Source organism: Hymenobacter qilianensis (assembly GCF_014638675.1).
Lineage (GTDB): Bacteria > Bacteroidota > Bacteroidia > Cytophagales > Hymenobacteraceae > Hymenobacter > Hymenobacter qilianensis.
In genome coordinates, this window is record NZ_BMFN01000001.1 from 1,305,040 (window position 1) to 1,322,740 (window position 17,701).

Below are 17,701 nucleotides of genomic sequence, written 5' to 3' on the forward strand. Positions count from 1 at the left end.
AAGCGTTTTTGTCTCTCACTCTTCACTTCCCAACCTATGCTAAACAAACTTACCGGCTATTGCCTGTTGGCAGTAAGCATAGTAGCGTTTTCCGCCTGCGACCAGTTCGGCCTGGAAGACTGGCGAGGTAATGGTCAGCCTGCCCCTCGACCCAAAATAGCATTAGTATCCAATAATATGGATGCCCGCAAAGTCGTATTGGGTCCTCCATCGCGGGCTACTGCGGTTTATACAGGCCTGTATGACCCGCAAACCAATGTACTAGCCTCAACTATCACTTATCATACGGCCGGTGAAGTCAGCACTGGTAATATAAATGGAACAGTAACGGCAGTCCACCTGCACCGGGGGGCGCCCGGAACGAACGGCCCCATCGTTTTCTCGTTTCCTTCGCTTACCCTCCCCATCGGCGCTATCGTGACGCTTTCTGAGGAAGATGAGGCCTTACTGCTCAACAATGGGATGTATGCGGATGTGCACACTCGGGGTTTTCCTCAGGGTGAAGCCCGTGGACCAATTACGCGGCAATAAGGCCATATAGGTCTAGCTTAATCATACTGTACTAAGGTGATAAACGCTCACGTCATACTCCTCACTGATGCTACAAAAACTCACTTCCGGTTTTCTTTTACTACTGAGTCTGGGCATAGTTTCCGCCTGCGACCAGTTCGACCTGGATGACCTGCGTAAAAAGGCGCCGCCTAGTCCTCCTGACATTTTTCTATCGGCAAAGCTTACGGGTAGTGGCGCCGGCGCCGGCTCTTTTACGGGCACTTATAACCACCAGACCAATGTGTTGGACTATACAGTGGCATTCGGTATTGTACCCTACAGCATCCAGCGGGATGTGCTACACCTGCACCGCGGCACGCCAGCAACTGGCGGGCCTATCGCTTATACCTTGCCTACGACCACGAATGGAACCATCACGTTAACTGAGGCCGATGAGGCTCTGCTGCTCAATGGTGGCTTATATATAGATGCAGAAGCACGACTTATTCGTGAGACGGACCCGCTCACTGTCACATCGCGCGGTACTATCGTGAGGCAGTCGCCCACACCTGCTCCTGTTCCGGGCCCTGAAATAGCGCTAACAGCCCAAGTAAACGGTAGCCAGGTAGTGCCGCCCTCTTCTTTCCCTGAAACAGCTACTTTCCATGCCTTGTATAACAAGGACACCAATGTGCTGACCTACTACTCTGTTGGAGGAAACTTTTCGTTACCAGCAGACGTGCATTTACACCGGGGTACGCCGGGCACCACTGGACCTATTATCGTGGAACTGCCTTTTCTTTTAGGTTTCTTGTCCCAGGGCGAGGCAACCATTCCGGAAGCGGACGAAGCAGCATTGCTCTCCAGTGGCACTTATGTAGATTTTTTCCATAATGCTGCCCTCCCAAATGGGCTGGTTAGGGGTGCGGTCGTGCCGCTCTAAAACGAGCTAATAGGTTCTGCCAGCTTACTAAGCCTTTATCTGCCTCAATAGGCTCCTTTCCTGGTTTTATCTCCCACTCTTCACCTACAATCTTATGCTAAATAAACTTATTGGCTGTTGCCTGTTGGCATTGAGCTCCGTAGCGTTTTTCGCCTGCGACCAGTTCGGCCTGGAAGACTGGCGAGGTAATGGGCAGCCTACGACTAGACCCAAGATAGCATTATGGTCTTCCATGGATTCCCGCCAAGTACTGGGAGAGCGATTGCCATCGCGGGCTGTGGGGGCTTATTCAGGCTTGTATGACCCGCAAACCAATGTATTGGTTTCTACCATCACCTATTATAATGCAGGTGAGCGTGTTCCCTCTGGTAGCGAGAGCTTAGCTCTGCCGGTAGTAGCAGCCCACCTGCACCGGGGCGCGCCGGGAACAAATGGGCCCATCGTTTATTCCTTTCCTTCGCTGCTATCTCCAATTGGAGGTACAGTCACCCTTTCTGAGGCTGACGAAGCTTTGCTGCTGAACAACGAGTTTTATGTAGATGTACACGCGCAGATTTTCCCCGAAGCTGGGGAAATCAGGGGTACTATTATGCGGCAGTAAAGCTGGTTTAATTCCAGTTCAATTGCCTCAACTTAAAGGTGATACATGTTTACTTCATACTCCTCGCTGATGCTACAAAAACTCACTTCCGGTTTTCTATGCTTCTTAAGTTTGGTCGCTATTTCCGCCTGTGACCAATTCGACCTAGATGACCTACGCAAAAAGGCGCCACCAACCCCCGAAATATCCTTGTCGGCTACGGTGACTGGTCCTCAAGCTTTGCCGACTCCTGCAACTTCAGGCTTAGGGTCTTTTACGGGTGTTTATAACCAGCAGACCAACGTCTTGACTTATAGCATGGCATACGTTTATGCAATTGGAGCTAATGCGCTTCAAGAATTGCACCTGCACCGTGGTGGACCAGGTGTTGTCGGGCCCATAATCTACACGTTGTCTTCGCCTCGGTTTCCAATTACAGGCACGGTCACTTTAAGTGAGGCGGATGAGGCTCTGCTCCTGTCAAATCAGATTTATGTGGATGGAGAGCTATCATTTCAATCGCCGCCTACTCCACTTCTTGTCCAAACTCGGGGTACTATCATGAGACAATAAAGGAACTTCTGTGTTTTTTCTGAAAACAAAAGAAAGTCAACTTGTTATGAACCGGAGGCGGGGCTTTATCGTACGTTGTGCTAGCGTGCTTTCTTATTCGATTTCCGCTTCAGCGGACCCACTTTTCTTCTTTTCTATAACTCACCCTTTACTACCTAACCAATGCTAAAAAAACTCACTTCTGGTTTCCTCCTGGCATCTAGCTTGGTGGCGTTTTCTTCCTGCGACCAAGTAAACTTGGATGATCTACGTAAAATCGTTAAGCCTGCCCCAAACCCCAATGTAGTTTTGACAGCTGTGATAAACGGTAGTCAAGAGGTGCCACCAACTCCCTCAGCCGCTACAGGTACGTTCTCGGGTGTTTATAACAAGGATACCAACGTACTGACCTACACGGTAACGTATACGGGCCTGACACCGCAAGCGGGACACTTGCATCGCGGTATGCCGGGTGTGAATGGTCCAGTGGTTCACCCACTTCCACAACTCACTTCCCCTATTACAGCAACGGCTACTTTCACTGAAGCCGATGAAGCCTTATTGCTGAATAACGGTTTTTATGTGAACCTACATACGCCCGCTTTTCCGGGCGGCGAAATTCGGGGCGACATTAAGGTAAAGTAACGCAGCCTGATTTCTTGAAAAGCCCCCCACACGATATGTGGGGGGCTTTTTTTATGCCCTGTAAGTACTAGCTAAACTTTAGAGGGCATTTTTGTTCAGGCATTGCCGACCTTTGCCCGCACCATGGCCTCCACGCTCACCGACGCGCTTAATCTGCTTTCCAAAACCACCCCGCGCCGTGCGCTCAATACCGCGCAGATAGTGGGAAGCTACGCCTTGAGCAAGCTCACCGGCAAGGCGCGCCACTGGGGGCTACCCATGGCGCTGTCGTTTGAGCCGACGACCAGCTGCAATTTGCGCTGTCCGGAGTGCCCGAGCGGGCTGCGCTCCTTTACCCGCCCCACCGGCATGCTGCCCGACGAGCTGTTCAAGCGCACGATTGACGAGTTAGCGGCGCGGCTCTGGTATCTAATTTTCTATTTTCAGGGCGAGCCCTACCTGCATCCGCATTTTCTGGAGCTGGTCAAATATGCCGCCGACAAGGGCATTTATACCGCTACCAGCACCAACGCTCACTACCTCAACGACCAGAACGCGCGCCGCACGGTGGAGTCGGGCCTGGACCGGCTGATTATCTCGCTCGATGGCACAACGCAGCAAACCTACCAGCAATACCGTGTGGGGGGCAAAATTGACAAAGTGCTGGAGGGGACGCGCAATGTGCTGCGCTGGCGCAAGGAGTTGAAGTCGAGCACGCCGCGCGTGGTGTTTCAGTTTCTGGTAGTGCAGCCCAACGAGCACCAGATTGAAGATGCCAAGCAGCTGGCCAAGGAGATGGGCGTAGACGATGTGTGGTTCAAAACCGCCCAGATTTACGATTATCAGAACGGCTCGCCCCTTATCCCGACCATCGACTACTACTCGCGCTACGAAAACAACCAGAATGGCACCTGGAGCATCAAAAACCGCCTGCTAAACCATTGCTGGAAGATGTGGCACTCCTGCGTGATTACCTGGGACGGCTTGGTGGTGCCCTGCTGCTTCGATAAAGACGCCGAATACCGCCTCGGCGACTTATCTCAGCAAACCTTTCGTGGCTTGTGGCAGGGGCCAAAGTACCGGCAGTTTCGCGCTTCCCTGCTCAAAGGCCGCGACCAGATTGAGATGTGCCGCAACTGCACGGAAGGCACCCGCGTGTGGGGCTAAAGCTGCTTTTCTGCTGCGTACAAAGCTGATTTCTGCGAACCCGAAATAGCAGATCTGGATGAGTGTGCGTTTGACACCGATAAAACCCCTATCCCGCTGAGCGCGTTGTTACTAGTACAGGGCAGTGCCCCTGTTGACTTTTCGTATGTTGCATTTCTGCATTTCCTTCCATGGTATTACAAGCAGTATTTGCCTTGACTTCTGATTTTTCGAACACGCTTAACCTCGTCACCGATAAGCTCGTTGCCTGGGCCGAGCAGTTTGTGGTGATGCTGCCTAACTTGGTGGTTGCCGTTTTGCTGCTGACGGTGACCATATTTGCCGCGCGGCTAGTAAAACGCTTGGCAACCCGGTTTCTGCCGCGCGTATCGCACAGCGTTACCATTAACAGCCTGATTGCGACACTGGTGTATTTTGTGGTGTTGCTGTTTGGGCTGTTTTTCGTGCTGTCGGTTCTCAACTTGGACAAGACCGTGACTTCCCTGCTGGCTGGTGTGGGTATCATCGGTCTGGCCCTGGGCTTCGCCTTTCAGGATATTGCAGCCAACTTCATCAGCGGTATTATCATCGCCATTCAGCGCCCCTTCAACGTGGGCGACATGATTAAGACCAACGACTACTTCGGCGTGATTGAGCGCATCCGGCTGCGCACCGTGGATTTGCGCCAGCCCACCGGCGAAATGGTGCTGGTGCCTAATCGCAAAGTGTTTGAGAATGCGCTTATTAACTACTCCGTGAATACCATGCGCCGCGTCGATCTAGACTGCGGCGTGGCCTACGATTCCGACCTGGATCAGGTGCGGGAAGTGGTGTTAGAAGCTGTGCAGCAGGTGCCTCACCTTGTGCGCGAGCGGGCTCCGGAGGTCATGTTTACGGAATTTGCCGACAGCGCCATCACGTTTCAGCTCCGCTTCTGGATCCCCTACAAGCGGCAAGTTGACTACGTAGGGGCCAAGAGCGCGGCCATTATGAGCATCAAAAAAGCCTTCGACGAGGCCGGCATCAACATTCCTTTCCCCATCCGGACACTTCACGTGCCTGGCGGAGCTGTTTTGCCTGTTGCCCTGCAAAACGAAGAAGTAGATACCAACAAGAGCTGATAACCGGCGTAAATGAAATCCTTAATCTAAAAAAGCCCCCCAGCACGTTGCTGGGGGGCTTTTTTGATTCTTATTAGTTCTTATTTGTGGTCCTTCCTGAGGTTTTTGCCTAAGTCTTCTACCTGCTTCAGAAACTCCATGCTATCAGAGTCGCCGGCTGGACCAAAGGCCGAAGAAATCGTGCCACGCGTACCATCGGAGCACTCTAAGGCGTAGAGAATAGACATGTCATCAGGGTCGCTCTCACCCTCGAAGCGGTAAAAATCCACGATGGTCACATCCGCGGGGCCGTAGCTGATGGTTTCGGAGCTAAAGGGGCGCAGACGGCCGTCAGAAACCCGAAAATCTTCGGTAAAGCCATCTTTGGCCAGCTTTTGCTCTACCATAATCAGGGAGCGTTCTTCTTCTTTATCTTGCATGATCAGGGGGCGTTTGGGAGTGGAACGGTGTGGCAGAGTAGGGAACAAAAAAGAACCCCGTGCCAACTATACGCAGTCGGCACGGGGCGAGGTTGTCTGAATCGGTAATAGTGAAAGTTATTTACTTGAAGCCGGGCTGGTTTTCTGCGCCGCCTCAATAGTGCGTTGCAGCCGGTCGACATCAATGGTGCCGCAGGCGCCGCCGCAGCCCTTGGCGCAGCCCGTAGTGCTTGGGGAGAAAAAAGCCCCCCAGAATATCCGGCCCACATAAATAGTGGCTGCCAGAAACAAAACGCCGATGAGGAAATATTGGAACAGCATAACGCTCACAAAACTACGCAATCCGGAAAAAAGTTTGGCTTTCGGCCCGGCTACTTCCAGTAATCGCCAATGGTCTGCTGCATCTGCCGGTGTATCTGGCCGTTGGTAGCTAACACTTCCCGACCAAAAATAGGGTCGCCATTGGTGAGAAACTGCGTGACGTGGCCACCGGCCTCGCGCACCAGCAGCACCCCAGCCGCTACATCGTAGGAGTTGATGTTGAACTCAAAATAGCCGTCGAAGCGGCCTGCTGCTACATACGCCAGGTCCAGCGCCGCCGAGCCTACGCGGCGGATACCGTGCGTCGACTGCATAAAGGCGCCCATAATTTTGAGGTAGGCATCCAGCTTGTCGAACTTGTAGTAAGGAAAGCCCGTGGCCAACAGCGACTCATGCAAATTGGCCGCGGCCGATACATGTATGGGCTTCTCATTACAAAAAGCGCCACTGCCCAGCGCCGCCCGGAAGCACTCATCCTGATTGATTTCATACACTACGCCCACCACCAGCTCGTCGCGGTGCATCAGCGCCACACTTACGCAATACGCGGGCTGCCCGTGGATAAAGTTGGTAGTGCCATCGAGCGGGTCGATGATCCAGTTGTACTCTTCGGTTCTGGCCTTGGCGGCGGTGCCTTCTTCCGTGATAAAACCAGCCTCGGGCAGCAGCGCGTGCAGCTCATCTACCAGCTGCTTTTCGCTTTGCTGATCGACGTACGAAACCATGTCGTGCAAGCCTTTATGCTCCACGGTCGCCAGGTCGAAGCTGGCGGCTTCCTGCCGAATAAACTGCCCGGCCCGGCGCGCTATATCCGCTACCTGCAGGCTTAATGCGTTGAAATCCATAGAAAAACATAATTGTCATGCAGAGGTGGAGCCGAAGCATCTCGCGTGCTGATGTGAGGTTAGCAACCCAAATAAACACGCGAGATGCTTCGCGCTGCGCTGCATGACATGTGGTTTGTTAGATCGTTTTGGGCCCCGTAAACCGGCGCACGAGCGTAAAACCCAGCAGTAATCCTGCCAGCACTTGCATAGTCGGCCCAATAAGATCGCCGTGGCGCACGTAAAAGGTCAGCTCTGAGTTGAGTTGCACCGTGGCACGGCTGGCCGCAGGTACCCACCAATCGGTCTGGGTCGTGATTTCGCCCTTCTGATTGATGAACGCCGAAATGCCCGTATTGGCCGACCGCGCAATAGCACGCCGGGCCTCGATGGCACGCAGAGTGGCGTATTGCAGGTGCTGCTCGTGGCCGGGCGAGTCGCTCCACCAACCGTCATTCGTGATGATGCCTAGCAGCGTAGCTCCATTCTTCACGTACTCGGCCACAAAGTCGCCATACACCGACTCATAGCAAATGAGCGGGCCCACCCACAGCGCGGAGTCGGTAGGGGAGCGGAATACCGTGCGCTCCTCCTGACTGCCGTAGCTGCCCACCGTGCCGCCTAAGTCGATGTTGGCAATGAGTTTCGTAAGCAAAGGCGGTACTTTTTCCACGCCCGGCACCAAGCGTGATTTATGGTAAAAATTAGCTGGCGTGCTGGCATTTGGCAGAAAAGCGGCCGTATTGAACACATCGTAGAAGCCCGTATCGTCGCGGAAGCGGGCCGTGACAGAGGCCGTTTCCTTGCTCGGATACGCTACCAGACTGGTAATACCCGTGATAAGCTCCAGATTCGGATGCTGAGCCAGCATGGCCCGTACGCGCTGGGTATTTGGGTTAGCATCAAACTGATTTTCCCACTGCGCCTGATCCAGCGAGGTTTCGGGCCAGAGTACAAGGCGCGTTTTGGGCGTCAGGTTTTCAGTGGTGAGGTTAATCAGCCGGGTAACCTGTGCCTCGATAGGAATGAAGTTTTCCGCCCCTTGAAACTTCTCCTGGTAGGGGTCGATGTTTGGCTGAATAGCTAATACCTCGACTGGGGGGCCTTTTTCCTGGTAGTTGTAGCCGATAAGCTTGGAAAGCCCGATGGGCAGCAAAGCAGCCAGCAAAGGAATCAGGATCAGGCGCTGCACCTGTACGCGGCTCAGCTCAGGGGCACCGGGCCTACTAGCCGCCGCGTATTTTTGCAAGGACAGAAACGCCAGAATATTTACCACCCAAATCCAGACGGAGCCGCCCAAAAAGCCAGTGTATTCATACCATTGCACCCAACTATTGGCTTGCGCAAAGCCGTTGCCAAGGGTGAGCCAGGGCCAGGTGAGATCCCAGTGCAGATGCAGCTGCTCAAAGGCAATCCAGTAAATGGGCAGTGAAATGTAGCCCAGCGTAGGACCAGCCAGCTTCTTGGTGTGATAAAACGCCATGGTGGGCAAACACATCAGCAAAGCGTTCAGCACGACGGCCGCGATTCCGCCGCCTAAAGTGCTGTAGCTCACCCACCATGTGGTAAAGGCATTCCAGAGTACCAAAGTCAGATAGGTATAGCGAAACACCTTCCAGCCGCTGGCCCCGCGCCGCGTAAGCAGCTGCTCCATCCGCAGATACGGCACCCAACCTACGAGCAGCAGCAGGGCCATGGCTGCGGGGTGAACGGGCCAGCCCGCCCACAAAAGCACAGCGCTGAGCAGCGCCAACAGCGAAGGTTGCCAATAGGCCCATCCTGCCCGGGGGCGCGGAGCCGTGGCAACGGCTGGGCTAGTCTTTACTTCCTTGAACGACAACAACGATTTCTCCTTTAATGGATGAACGGCCCGCAAAGTTGGCTGCCAGCGCGGGCAGCGTGCCGTTTACGGTTTCCTCAAATAACTTGGTTAATTCCCGGCTCACCGATGCTTGCCGCTCTGGTCCGAATACCTCAGCCAGCTGCTCCAACGTCTTTACAATTCGGTGCGGCGATTCGTAAAATATCAACGTGCGGGTTTCGGTGGCCAGTTCCCGCAGGCGGGTCTGGCGGCCTTTTTTCACGGGCAAAAACCCTTCAAACACAAATCGTTCGGCCCCGAAACCCGACTTAAGCAATGCCGGCACAAAAGCCGTAGCACCCGGCAGACACTCTACTTTTAAACCCCGGCTCAGGCACTCGCGCACCAGCAGAAAGCCGGGATCGGAAATGCCGGGCGTACCCGCATCCGACACCAGCGCCATCCGTTCGCCTTTTTCCAGGCGCTCAATCAGGCGGGCTACGGTTTGGTGCTCATTGTGCAGATGATAGCTGAGCAGGGGCTTTTTCAAGCCCAAATGCTGCATCAGGCGGCCGCTGTTGCGGGTGTCTTCGGCCAGCACCGTATCCACCTCACCCAGAATACGGATGGCCCGAAGAGTGATATCCTCCAGGTTGCCGATGGGAGTGGGCACGAGGTATAGAACAGTGGTCGTATGGGCTTCGTCGGGCATAGTGGCGCAAAGGTAGGCTGATGCGGGGATGTGCTAAATAGAAAAGCGTAAATGCAACCAGCCCCTGATCAGCGTGCGCCGTGCTCAGCGGCCAGCCGGTCGATGGCTTCGGCCAGGCGGTGGTCGCGTTTGGTGATGGTGTTGCCCGCATCGTGGGTGTTGAGGCGAAACTCAACGGTATCGTACACATTCGACCACCACGGATGATGATTCTGGCGCTCTGCTTCGGCGGCCACGGCCGTCATGAAAGCAAAAGCAGTTTTGAAATCGGGGAAGCGGAAGCTGCGGGTGAGGGCGTTATCGTGTTCGGTCCACATGGGGGGCTTTTTGATTGAGGAATTTGACAATAAAGCGCTCGGCACGAACGCTTTTTACTTGCGGTAAGCCACGCTCTTTCTGTTCAACTTAAACCAAATTTCGCAAACCAGAGTACACTTCAAGGTAATCCACCCACGACTCTAAACGACGCTTTCTATGGCTATTGATCCTAATAATCGTCCCGTCCGCGTCATCAACGACGACACTACTGATCAGGAATTAGCGGCCGGACATATCATTCCCGACGCTGATCCACCCAAAAACGAAGCTGCCCGTGGCGGGTTTGGCAATCGTGATGGCAAAGAAGGCTTTGGCACGGATAGCGGCAGCGGCAATACTTCTATTTCCGTGAACGAAGATGCAGATAAAGTAGGCCATCCCGCCGATAATATCTTGACAGTAGGCGAAGGTGCTGATGAGCAAGCCGACCAGGATATGCCCGACTTCGACCTCCCTAGTGCTGATACGGTTCGGCGGCCACCTTCTGCTTCGGAAGCCAACGCTACAAAAGCCCAACGCACCCTACACGGCGCCGGTGAGAGCGACGTAGATGGCATTCGTAATACCCTGACCAAAGACGACCACGACGTGTCGACAGTGCAAGACAGCCCGGCAGGCCGCGCTACCCCCGAAACCAACGCTGACCTGAATGACCCCAATGCCCAGGAATCTGGTATTTTGCGGGGTGAATAACGCTTGAAGTTCCAGTATTTCACCACTTTAACCTGTTGAAATCATGCCTTACAAAAGTAATAACACCAACCAGCAGTCCAAGGAAAACAAAGGCAACCCGGCCACCGGCGGCAAAGCCAAAGGCGACCCGAACAGTACGCCGATCAACGAAGACGAGTTGACGCAGCGCCTGGCCGATGAATACACCAATGACGGCGAGGCCGATATCCCGCCTCACATGACCAACAACCCCAACCGCAACTACGATAAGCCAGATCTGGATAAGCCAGCGTATAGCTAATTGATAATTAAGCAGTTGCAGAACCTTGTTCAAAAAGCACTTCTTCCGTTGGAGGGAGTGCTTTTTGATTTACCAGATGCTGGTTGGCCTGCCCAGAAAAGCCCCTAGAGATTTAAAATGCACGAAATTTTTGCGGGCTTTGGCCAGACGACAATAATATTAACTAATACTCTAAACGCTAATGGCTCGCTACGTTACCACCGATTTGCACGGCTGCCTACGCACCTTCCGCCACGCGGTAGAAACAAAGTTGCTGCTGCGCGCCACGGATGAGCTGTATGTGCTGGGCGATTATGTTAATAAAGGTCCTGACAGTCGTGGCGTGCTTGATTACCTGATGCAGCTGCAAGCGACTGGCTTTCAGGTGTATTGTCTGCGCGGCAACCATGATCAGGAGTTGCTCGATGCTGCTCACGGCAGAGCGGCCGCCACCTGGGCCTCAGCCGACGACCGGGCGTTGACGCTCCAGAGCTTTGGAGTGACGGAGGCGGCTCATATTCCGGAGCCTTACCTCCGCTGGCTCGATGCCCTGCCTTACCAACTAGATATTCCGGGCTTCACGCTCGTCCACGCCGGCTTCGACTTTCATTTGCCCCCCCAGCAGATGCGCCAAGATTGGAACACGATGCTTAATACCAAGCAGTTCGTGTTTGATGCGTCGCGGCTGCAAGGGCGGCGCTTGTTGTATGGCCACGTTCCGACGCCTACGGCCGAAGTGCAGCGGCGAGTTGATGCTCGTCAAGGAGCAATTGGCCTCGATACAGGCTGCGTTTACCGCCACAATCCGGAGTTGGCTCACTTAGCCGTGCTGGATCTGGACACGTTTCAACTTCAGCTTATTCCCAACCTGGAAGAGCCTTATGCAATAGCGCGTCGCTGAGGCAGTATGGTGGTTGATGCACAGCCAAAAAAAGCCCCCCAGCTTCCTGACTGGGGGACTTTTTTAAATTAGTCTTGAAGTACGTTGTCGTGCAGCACGAGCTGGGCGTCTTCCCGATATGGATTTTTGGGGTCGTCGGCTACCTGCCTTAGAATAGCGCGGGCCTCTACCGGGTGTCTACTATGCCAATGCACCATTCCCAGGTGATAAAGGGCCTTACCCGCCAGCGGAGAGCTTGACTGCTGACTTACCCGGCGCAGGTAAGAGCGCGCGGCTGTTGGCCGGTCTTGCTGAAGCAGAAAAATGCCATTGTAATAGAGCAGCGTATCCTGGCCCACTTGGTCGGGGGAGAGGCGCTGTAAAATACGGAGCGCGTCGGGGTAGCGGCCTGCCTGATACTGGTGCATGGCCTCGGCCAGCAAAGGCCGGCGGCTGATGCTCGGGTCGTCTTCCGACAAACCCAGATCCGGCTGATAATAGCGGCTCCAGGCAGCGGGTGCGTCATCCTCGCTGGGGCGCAGCATCAGCCAGGCTCCGATGCTTACCAGAATAATGCCCATGATGGCCAGCAGCCAGCGCCGACGAGTACGGCGGCGGGTATTGGCCGGACTGCGCTGCACGCGGGTCAGGGCTTGCTGGCGCTGGTCCAGGCTTTGGTCCAGGGCCTGAAGCTGTTCCTGCAATATCTCATGCCCGGCAGCCCAGCGCAGATCGGCTGTCAGCTGCTCGTAGGCCTGGTGCGCCTTCAGCAGCTCCGGGTCTTCAAGCATACGCTCCTCAAAGGCCTCCTGCTCGGCCGCCGAAAGCTGACCGTCAGCGAAGCGCTCCATATCTTCCAAATACGGGCGTAAGTCGAAGGACGACGTCATAGAAGAGGTGGAACTTTGAACCAAGGCAGCGCGGAAAGCTAGAGAAGCATGAGGAATGAGACGTAGTAGCCACTAGCTAAACAAGAAAGGGGCCAGCATCCGGTTAGATATCGGTAGAGGGTAGCGTATGGCCGTCAGCGTCGGGGGTTTGTAACGCTACTTCATACAGCTTACGCAGGTAAGTAGATTTCTGAATACGAGCCACTACAGCATTGGGATAACCCATTTTGCCTGCTACTTTCTCAAAATTATAGCCCCGAAAATAAAAATAAGAAAGTACTTGCCGACAATCGGCTCCCAACGCATGAAATGCCCGCAGCAGGTGCTGACGCCGGTTGGCTTCGGCTTGGGGCAAACGCTGAGCGGTGGCATCATCGAGGCGCTCCCGGGCCATGTCATAAATAAAAGCGCGCAGGTCGGGGGGCATTTTTGTCAGACGACCGTCGGTAGCGCGGTCATAAAACTCCAGCAATACGGCCCGCAGCGTGGCGTGAGCGGTGGCTGGGTCCTGCTTATAGTGCCACTTCGCCCAACGCGCAAAATGGTCGCGGTTCTGCTCGTAGAAAGTAATCAAGGATTTCTGGTTGCCCACACGAAGCTGGGCCAGAAGTTCGGCGAGGGGCGATACCATAGAAATGCTCACGTAGCGTATGGCAAGTAACGAGGAACAATCGACATGCGGAAGAGGTCTCCCGAGTTTGCCGGCAGCTTATTACTAAATTGCTGGTACCTGCTGCTGAACATTGCCACGAGCTGTGTATTTATTGCTAAATGATTCACCCCTACCTTTGAGGCTATGGAAACGACCACAACTACTCTCGCCCCCGATACCGTGCTGTTCGACCTTATTCGTAAGGAAAAAGAGCGCCAAACCCACGGTCTTGAACTCATTGCTTCCGAAAATTATGTGTCGGAGCAGGTGATGCGGGCGCAAGGGTCTATCCTCACCAATAAATATGCCGAAGGTTTGCCCGGCAAGCGCTATTATGGCGGCTGCGAAATTGTAGACCAGGTAGAACAGCTCGCCATCGACCGCGCAAAGGAGCTGTTTGGCGTAGAGTGGGTGAATGTGCAGCCTCACTCCGGTGCCCAGGCCAACGCTGCTGTCATGCTGTCAATCCTGAATCCCGGCGACAAAATTCTGGGCTTCGACCTAAGTCATGGGGGGCATTTAACGCACGGCTCGCCCGTCAATTTCTCGGGCAAGCTGTATAAGCCTTCTTTTTATGGCGTGGAGCCCGAAACTGGCCTCATCGATTGGGAGAAGGTGAAGGAAACGGCCCGCCGCGAGCAGCCAAAGCTTATAATCTGCGGCGCCTCGGCCTACTCCCGCGACTGGGACTACAAAGCTCTGCGCGAAGCCGCCGACGAAGTAGGCGCGCTCTTGCTGGCCGATATTTCGCACCCTAGCGGCCTGATAGCTAAAGGCTTGCTAAATAATCCGTTTGAGCATTGCCACATCGTAACTACCACCACCCACAAAACGCTGCGCGGACCGCGTGGGGGGCTTATTTTGCTGGGCAAAGACTTCGAGAATCCTTTCGGCCTGAAAACGCCCAAGGGCGAGCTCCGCATGATGTCGGCGCTGCTCGACTCGGGCGTATTCCCTGGCACGCAAGGTGGCCCCTTGGAGCATGTGATTGGCGCTAAGGCCGTTGCCTTCGGTGAAGCCCTCACTGAGACGTATGCCGACTACACGCGCCAGGTTATCCGCAACGCTAACGCTCTGGCTACAGCCTTCACGGAGCGCGGCTACCAGATTATCTCAGGTGGAACAGACAACCATTTGATGCTAATTGACTTGCGCAGCAAAGGCCTTACCGGCAAGCTGGCCGAGAACACCCTTATCAAAGCTGATATTACCATCAATAAAAACATGGTGCCCTTCGATGATAAGTCGCCCTTCGTGACCTCGGGAATGCGCATTGGCTCGGCGGCCGTCACCACGCGTGGCCTCGTTGAGACAGACATGACGCGCATTGTAGAGCTGATTGACGATGTGCTCATGCACCACGCCGACGAAGCCCACCTTAGCCGGGTGCGCGGGCAGGTAAACGAGTGGATGCAGGCCTTTCCGCTGTTTGCCTAGGCAAAAAATCAGCGCGAACGCGCTAACCGGGCGTGGGGAAAGACTTAAAAAAAGCCCCCCACAACCATCGTTTTTGGCTGGCTGCGACCTAGGCAGCCAAAAACTTCGTACGTCTGGCGCAGGCACTTAACTACAGAGGTGCTACCTACTTCATGTTATTAACCCAAGTATCAGTGGATCAAACCAGCATCCAAGCCGAAAACCGGCCGGGCGAGCCCCAGGAGATGTCTTTTATCGATCATCTGGAGGCCTTGCGCTGGCATATCATTCGGGCCGCCATTGCGGTCTTAGTGTTTACGCTGGGGGCTTTTTTAGCGAAAGACTTTCTCTTTCACGACCTGATTCTGGGCCCGTCGCGCCCCGATTTCTGGACGTACCGCATGTTTTGTGAGTTCGGAAAGCTCCTAAACGCCCCCGACCTGTGCGTGGACCCGATTAAGTTTGATATTCAGAACCGGCAGATGAGCGGGCAGCTGACGATGCACATCAGCAGCTCGTTTATCGTGGGGCTGGCCATGGGTTTTCCTTACACCTTCTGGGAGCTGTGGCGCTTTGTGAAGCCGGGCTTATATCCGCACGAGCAGGCGAACTCGCGGGGCGCGGTATTCTTCGTTTCAATTCTGTTCATTCTGGGCTTGCTGTTTGGCTATTACATTGCTGCGCCTTTGAGTATCAACTTCTTGGCTTCTTATCAGCTTGATCCCAGCATTGAAAACCAGATTGACCTGCAAAGCTATTTGAGCACGCTTACCACCATGTCGCTGTCCTGCGCCTTTGTATTTGAGCTGCCGATGATCGTGTTTTTTCTGGCTAAAGCTGGTCTGATTACGCCTGAGGTCATGCGCCTCTACCGCAAGCATGCTATTGTGGTTATCCTCGTGGTGGCGGCCATCATTACGCCTCCAGATGTATCGTCTCAGCTCATCGTTACCATCCCGATTCTGCTGCTGTACGAGGTGAGTATCAATATTGCTCGCATCGTACGGCGAAATAGTCTGCAAAAGCTCAACGCGGATCTGGTGGCTAATAACGGCCAGAGCTAAGCTGGCTGCCGGGCTCTATCATTCAAAAAAAACGTAGTACTGCACCACGATGAAAATTGCCATTGGCTCCGACCACGCCGGATTTGAGTACAAGCAGATGCTGGCCAAGTGGTTGCGCGAAGCCGGCCACGAAGTTCAGGACTTCGGTACGCACTCCCCCAATTCCGTCGACTACCCGGACTTTGTGCACCCGCTGGCCTCGGCCATCACGGCTGATGAGTTTAAGCAGGGAATTCTGGTTTGCGGCAGCGCCAATGGCGTGTGCATTACCGCCAACAAGCACCGCGGCATCCGCGCGGCTATTGCCTGGGAGCCCGAGCTAGCCTCCTTGGCCCGCCAACACAACGACGCTAATATTCTGTGCGTGCCGGCCCGCTTTGTAAGTGAAGAGGCGGCCCGCGAAATCGCGGAGAAGTTTCTCAGCACTGAATTTGAAGGTGGGCGTCACCAAACGCGCGTCAATAAGATTGATTGTTGATTAAATGGGTGGAGGTTAAATGGCTGGTCGTTCAACGAGATGCGGGAGCGACCAGCCATTTAACCTTCAACCATTAAATTTATCTCAGCCGGTACACGCGCGGCGTGCTAGTGGGCTGGTAGCGGCCAAAGATGGCGGGCAGCTTGTAGCGTAGCTCCGGCAGCAGGCCAACCTCATCGATAAGGTATGTTGGTGGCTGGGGGGCAAAATTCTGCGACAAGCGGAAGATGGCGGCATATTCGTTGAGGTGGCCGAAATCAGCCTGTGCTAAGCGCCAGTCGAGGTAGGGCGAGGCGAGGCTGTTTTGCACATACGGGCGCCGGTCGGGGCCAAGCACCAGGAGGCGCTGCCCCTGCACGGCCGTGTATGCCGGGTGCGGCCGCATGGCATAGGTGCTTTCAGCCGGAATCTGAACCAGCTGCTCCAGCTCCAGTACGGCCCGGTAGCGGATTACTAAAATGCCCCCCAGCACGACCAGCAGCAGCACATCGGGCACCCAGGGGCGGGGGGCTTTTTGCCACAGAAATAACCCGAAATAGGTGAGCGGCGGCAAAGCCAGTACCAGCGTGCCGGGAGCTACCCCACCGCCAATGGCCATCATCAGCCCCGAGGCCAGCAGCCAAACCAGCATCAGCTGCCGGAATTTTACCTGAAATACCAGCCCCAGCGACGTGGTGAAGGCCCGCCCCAGCGCGAGCAGCAGAATAGCGCCGGGCAGAATCAGCAGCCGCAACTGCACCCACAGGGGTAGCCCATCGGTGCCGGCTACCAAACCCTGCAGCGTAGGCCGCAGATGAAACTGCACGAAGCCGGGAAGGCTTTCGGTGTAAAGGAAAAAGGTGGCGACGACAACATACGGAAAGAAAAACCCGCACAGCAACAGCAAAAAGCTTCGGAAGGAATTGGCAGCGAAGATGATAACGGCGAACAGGCCAACCAGCAGAAACAGCGCCAGCGGCAAATAGCACAGCGCCGCCAGCCCGGTCAGAAATCCGGCCCGAAACAGTCGGCGATTGTCGTAGCCCTCGCGGGTGGTGGGCAGCAAAGCACTCAGCGCCGTCACAATAAAGGTGTGGCCCAGCAGCAGCGGCGAAAGCGTATCAAGCTCGGCCGTAACGCTGGCTACGAGCAGATAAGTCAGGGCCGCTACATAGCCCCGCTCCGGATGCACATCGGCGCGGTTGAGCACCAGGTTAAGCCGCAACGCCTGAAATAGAAGGAGCGCCAACGCCAGAATTCGGTACAGCCACAGCGGCCGACTGGCAATTAAATCGAGGGCAGCGAAAACGACGGCTGACAGAGGCGCGGTGCTGTCGTAGAGGTCGTGGTAGAGCAGGGCGCCCGCGTGCATGCGCTCCCCAATCAGCAAAGCCCGCAGCTCGGCGGCCGTAAGCGGCACGCCCAGCCAGAGCAACGGCAGCCGAACGGCCAGCACCAGCACCAGCAGCGTGATCAGTCGGGTAGAAAGCGGACTTTTAAAAAAACGCAGCAAGGCGAAGCGTGGGCAAAAAGTTTA

The 17,701-nt window shown here is 54.9% G+C and carries 22 protein-coding genes; 13 read left to right on the forward strand and 9 right to left on the reverse strand.

Annotation, left to right across the window (positions count from 1 at the left end):
* The first annotated feature begins 36 nt into the window (after window positions 1–36).
* The 7 genes from IEW06_RS05560 to IEW06_RS05590 all read left to right on the forward strand — a co-directional run bounded on the left by IEW06_RS05560 (window position 37) and on the right by IEW06_RS05590 (window position 5,458).
* Complete coding sequence (locus IEW06_RS05560; protein ID WP_188547646.1) at window positions 37–531, forward strand: CHRD domain-containing protein; 495 nt, start codon at window positions 37–39, stop codon at window positions 529–531.
* A 67-nt stretch (window positions 532–598) separates the two neighbouring features.
* On the forward strand, window positions 599–1,435 hold the full coding sequence (locus tag IEW06_RS05565; RefSeq protein WP_187733537.1) for a CHRD domain-containing protein: 837 nt from the start codon (window positions 599–601) through the stop codon (window positions 1,433–1,435).
* 94 nt (window positions 1,436–1,529) lie between these two features.
* Window positions 1,530–2,036 (forward strand): CHRD domain-containing protein, encoded by a 507-nt coding sequence (locus tag IEW06_RS05570; RefSeq protein WP_187733536.1) that lies wholly within the window; start codon window positions 1,530–1,532, stop codon window positions 2,034–2,036.
* A gap of 69 nt (window positions 2,037–2,105) precedes the next feature.
* On the forward strand, window positions 2,106–2,588 hold the full coding sequence (locus IEW06_RS20980) for a CHRD domain-containing protein (protein WP_187733535.1): 483 nt from the start codon (window positions 2,106–2,108) through the stop codon (window positions 2,586–2,588).
* A gap of 162 nt (window positions 2,589–2,750) precedes the next feature.
* Window positions 2,751–3,212 (forward strand): CHRD domain-containing protein, encoded by a 462-nt coding sequence (locus IEW06_RS05580; RefSeq protein WP_187733534.1) that lies wholly within the window; start codon window positions 2,751–2,753, stop codon window positions 3,210–3,212.
* A gap of 123 nt (window positions 3,213–3,335) precedes the next feature.
* Window positions 3,336–4,358 carry an SPASM domain-containing protein gene (locus IEW06_RS05585; protein ID WP_187734204.1) on the forward strand — a complete coding sequence of 341 codons (1,023 nt, stop codon included), beginning with the start codon at window positions 3,336–3,338 and terminating at the stop codon, window positions 4,356–4,358.
* A gap of 194 nt (window positions 4,359–4,552) precedes the next feature.
* On the forward strand, window positions 4,553–5,458 hold the full coding sequence (locus tag IEW06_RS05590) for a mechanosensitive ion channel family protein (protein WP_229743049.1): 906 nt from the start codon (window positions 4,553–4,555) through the stop codon (window positions 5,456–5,458).
* 80 nt (window positions 5,459–5,538) lie between these two features.
* Here IEW06_RS05590 and IEW06_RS05595 read toward each other — a convergent pair whose 3' ends face one another.
* The 6 genes from IEW06_RS05595 to IEW06_RS05620 form a co-directional block, all read right to left on the reverse strand.
* Window positions 5,539–5,877, reverse strand: a complete 339-nt coding sequence (locus IEW06_RS05595) for a hypothetical protein (protein WP_187733533.1) — start codon at window positions 5,875–5,877, stop codon at window positions 5,539–5,541.
* A 117-nt stretch (window positions 5,878–5,994) separates the two neighbouring features.
* A complete protein-coding gene (locus IEW06_RS05600) occupies window positions 5,995–6,198 on the reverse strand; it encodes a FeoB-associated Cys-rich membrane protein (protein WP_187733532.1) in 204 nt (67 codons plus the stop codon).
* 50 nt (window positions 6,199–6,248) lie between these two features.
* Window positions 6,249–7,043: an inositol monophosphatase family protein gene (locus tag IEW06_RS05605; RefSeq protein WP_187733531.1), complete on the reverse strand. Its 795-nt coding sequence runs from the start codon at window positions 7,041–7,043 to the stop codon at window positions 6,249–6,251.
* A gap of 118 nt (window positions 7,044–7,161) precedes the next feature.
* Window positions 7,162–8,898, reverse strand: coding sequence for an apolipoprotein N-acyltransferase (gene lnt, locus IEW06_RS05610; protein ID WP_229743050.1), 1,737 nt, complete (start codon window positions 8,896–8,898; stop codon window positions 7,162–7,164).
* Window positions 8,837–9,535, reverse strand: a complete 699-nt coding sequence (gene rsmI / locus IEW06_RS05615) for a 16S rRNA (cytidine(1402)-2'-O)-methyltransferase (protein WP_187733529.1) — start codon at window positions 9,533–9,535, stop codon at window positions 8,837–8,839. Before rsmI ends, lnt begins: the two co-directional genes overlap by 62 nt.
* A gap of 68 nt (window positions 9,536–9,603) precedes the next feature.
* A complete protein-coding gene (locus tag IEW06_RS05620; RefSeq protein ID WP_262891916.1) occupies window positions 9,604–9,867 on the reverse strand; it encodes a 4a-hydroxytetrahydrobiopterin dehydratase in 264 nt (87 codons plus the stop codon).
* Between the two features lie 142 nt (window positions 9,868–10,009).
* Between IEW06_RS05620 and IEW06_RS05625 the strand changes: the two genes are divergently transcribed.
* The 3 genes from IEW06_RS05625 (at window position 10,010) to IEW06_RS05635 (ending at window position 11,706) form a co-directional block, all read left to right on the forward strand.
* A complete protein-coding gene (locus IEW06_RS05625) occupies window positions 10,010–10,546 on the forward strand; it encodes a hypothetical protein (RefSeq protein ID WP_187733527.1) in 537 nt (178 codons plus the stop codon).
* 43 nt (window positions 10,547–10,589) lie between these two features.
* On the forward strand, window positions 10,590–10,826 hold the full coding sequence (locus tag IEW06_RS05630; protein ID WP_187733526.1) for a hypothetical protein: 237 nt from the start codon (window positions 10,590–10,592) through the stop codon (window positions 10,824–10,826).
* A 181-nt stretch (window positions 10,827–11,007) separates the two neighbouring features.
* The gene (locus IEW06_RS05635) at window positions 11,008–11,706 is read left to right on the forward strand and encodes a metallophosphoesterase family protein (protein ID WP_187733525.1); all 699 of its coding nucleotides are present in this window, start codon (window positions 11,008–11,010) and stop codon (window positions 11,704–11,706) included.
* 68 nt (window positions 11,707–11,774) lie between these two features.
* On the opposite strand, the gene IEW06_RS05640 is transcribed toward IEW06_RS05635, so the two are convergent.
* Together IEW06_RS05640 and IEW06_RS05645 are read right to left on the reverse strand one after the other, a co-directional pair.
* The gene (locus IEW06_RS05640; protein WP_187733524.1) at window positions 11,775–12,575 is read right to left on the reverse strand and encodes a tetratricopeptide repeat protein; all 801 of its coding nucleotides are present in this window, start codon (window positions 12,573–12,575) and stop codon (window positions 11,775–11,777) included.
* 103 nt (window positions 12,576–12,678) lie between these two features.
* Window positions 12,679–13,218 carry a hypothetical protein gene (locus IEW06_RS05645; protein WP_188547652.1) on the reverse strand — a complete coding sequence of 180 codons (540 nt, stop codon included), beginning with the start codon at window positions 13,216–13,218 and terminating at the stop codon, window positions 12,679–12,681.
* A 153-nt stretch (window positions 13,219–13,371) separates the two neighbouring features.
* On the opposite strand from IEW06_RS05645, the gene glyA reads away from it, so the two are divergent.
* From glyA to rpiB, 3 genes are all read left to right on the forward strand, one after another.
* Window positions 13,372–14,664, forward strand: coding sequence for a serine hydroxymethyltransferase (gene glyA, locus IEW06_RS05650; protein WP_188547654.1), 1,293 nt, complete (start codon window positions 13,372–13,374; stop codon window positions 14,662–14,664).
* Window positions 14,665–14,816: 152 nt separating this feature from the next.
* Entirely contained in the window at window positions 14,817–15,707 is an 891-nt protein-coding gene (tatC, locus tag IEW06_RS05655) for a twin-arginine translocase subunit TatC (protein WP_187733522.1), read from the forward strand.
* A 49-nt stretch (window positions 15,708–15,756) separates the two neighbouring features.
* Window positions 15,757–16,185, forward strand: a complete 429-nt coding sequence (gene rpiB, locus IEW06_RS05660) for a ribose 5-phosphate isomerase B (protein ID WP_188547656.1) — start codon at window positions 15,757–15,759, stop codon at window positions 16,183–16,185.
* Window positions 16,186–16,264: 79 nt separating this feature from the next.
* On the opposite strand, the gene IEW06_RS05665 is transcribed toward rpiB, so the two are convergent.
* Window positions 16,265–17,677 carry a hypothetical protein gene (locus tag IEW06_RS05665; protein WP_188547659.1) on the reverse strand — a complete coding sequence of 471 codons (1,413 nt, stop codon included), beginning with the start codon at window positions 17,675–17,677 and terminating at the stop codon, window positions 16,265–16,267.
* Window positions 17,678–17,701 lie beyond the last annotated feature (24 nt).

Excerpts from the sequence above, each read along its gene's own strand:
- IEW06_RS05605 (WP_187733531.1), bottom strand. The coding sequence starts at position 7,043 with ATGGATTTCAACGCATTAAGCCTGCAGGTAGCGGATATAGCGCGCCGG.
- IEW06_RS05635 (WP_187733525.1), top strand. The coding sequence starts at position 11,008 with ATGGCTCGCTACGTTACCACCGATTTGCACGGCTGCCTACGCACCTTC.
- IEW06_RS05625 (WP_187733527.1), top strand. The coding sequence starts at position 10,010 with ATGGCTATTGATCCTAATAATCGTCCCGTCCGCGTCATCAACGACGAC.
- IEW06_RS05565 (WP_187733537.1), top strand. The coding sequence starts at position 599 with ATGCTACAAAAACTCACTTCCGGTTTTCTTTTACTACTGAGTCTGGGC.
- rpiB (WP_188547656.1), top strand. The coding sequence starts at position 15,757 with ATGAAAATTGCCATTGGCTCCGACCACGCCGGATTTGAGTACAAGCAG.
- IEW06_RS05595 (WP_187733533.1), bottom strand. The coding sequence starts at position 5,877 with ATGCAAGATAAAGAAGAAGAACGCTCCCTGATTATGGTAGAGCAAAAG.
- IEW06_RS05600 (WP_187733532.1), bottom strand. The coding sequence starts at position 6,198 with ATGCTGTTCCAATATTTCCTCATCGGCGTTTTGTTTCTGGCAGCCACT.
- IEW06_RS05560 (WP_188547646.1), top strand. The coding sequence starts at position 37 with ATGCTAAACAAACTTACCGGCTATTGCCTGTTGGCAGTAAGCATAGTA.
- IEW06_RS05585 (WP_187734204.1), top strand. The coding sequence starts at position 3,336 with ATGGCCTCCACGCTCACCGACGCGCTTAATCTGCTTTCCAAAACCACC.
- rsmI (WP_187733529.1), bottom strand. The coding sequence starts at position 9,535 with ATGCCCGACGAAGCCCATACGACCACTGTTCTATACCTCGTGCCCACT.
- IEW06_RS05640 (WP_187733524.1), bottom strand. The coding sequence starts at position 12,575 with ATGACGTCGTCCTTCGACTTACGCCCGTATTTGGAAGATATGGAGCGC.
- IEW06_RS05630 (WP_187733526.1), top strand. The coding sequence starts at position 10,590 with ATGCCTTACAAAAGTAATAACACCAACCAGCAGTCCAAGGAAAACAAA.
- tatC (WP_187733522.1), top strand. The coding sequence starts at position 14,817 with ATGTTATTAACCCAAGTATCAGTGGATCAAACCAGCATCCAAGCCGAA.
- IEW06_RS20980 (WP_187733535.1), top strand. The coding sequence starts at position 2,106 with ATGCTACAAAAACTCACTTCCGGTTTTCTATGCTTCTTAAGTTTGGTC.
- glyA (WP_188547654.1), top strand. The coding sequence starts at position 13,372 with ATGGAAACGACCACAACTACTCTCGCCCCCGATACCGTGCTGTTCGAC.
- IEW06_RS05570 (WP_187733536.1), top strand. The coding sequence starts at position 1,530 with ATGCTAAATAAACTTATTGGCTGTTGCCTGTTGGCATTGAGCTCCGTA.
- IEW06_RS05580 (WP_187733534.1), top strand. The coding sequence starts at position 2,751 with ATGCTAAAAAAACTCACTTCTGGTTTCCTCCTGGCATCTAGCTTGGTG.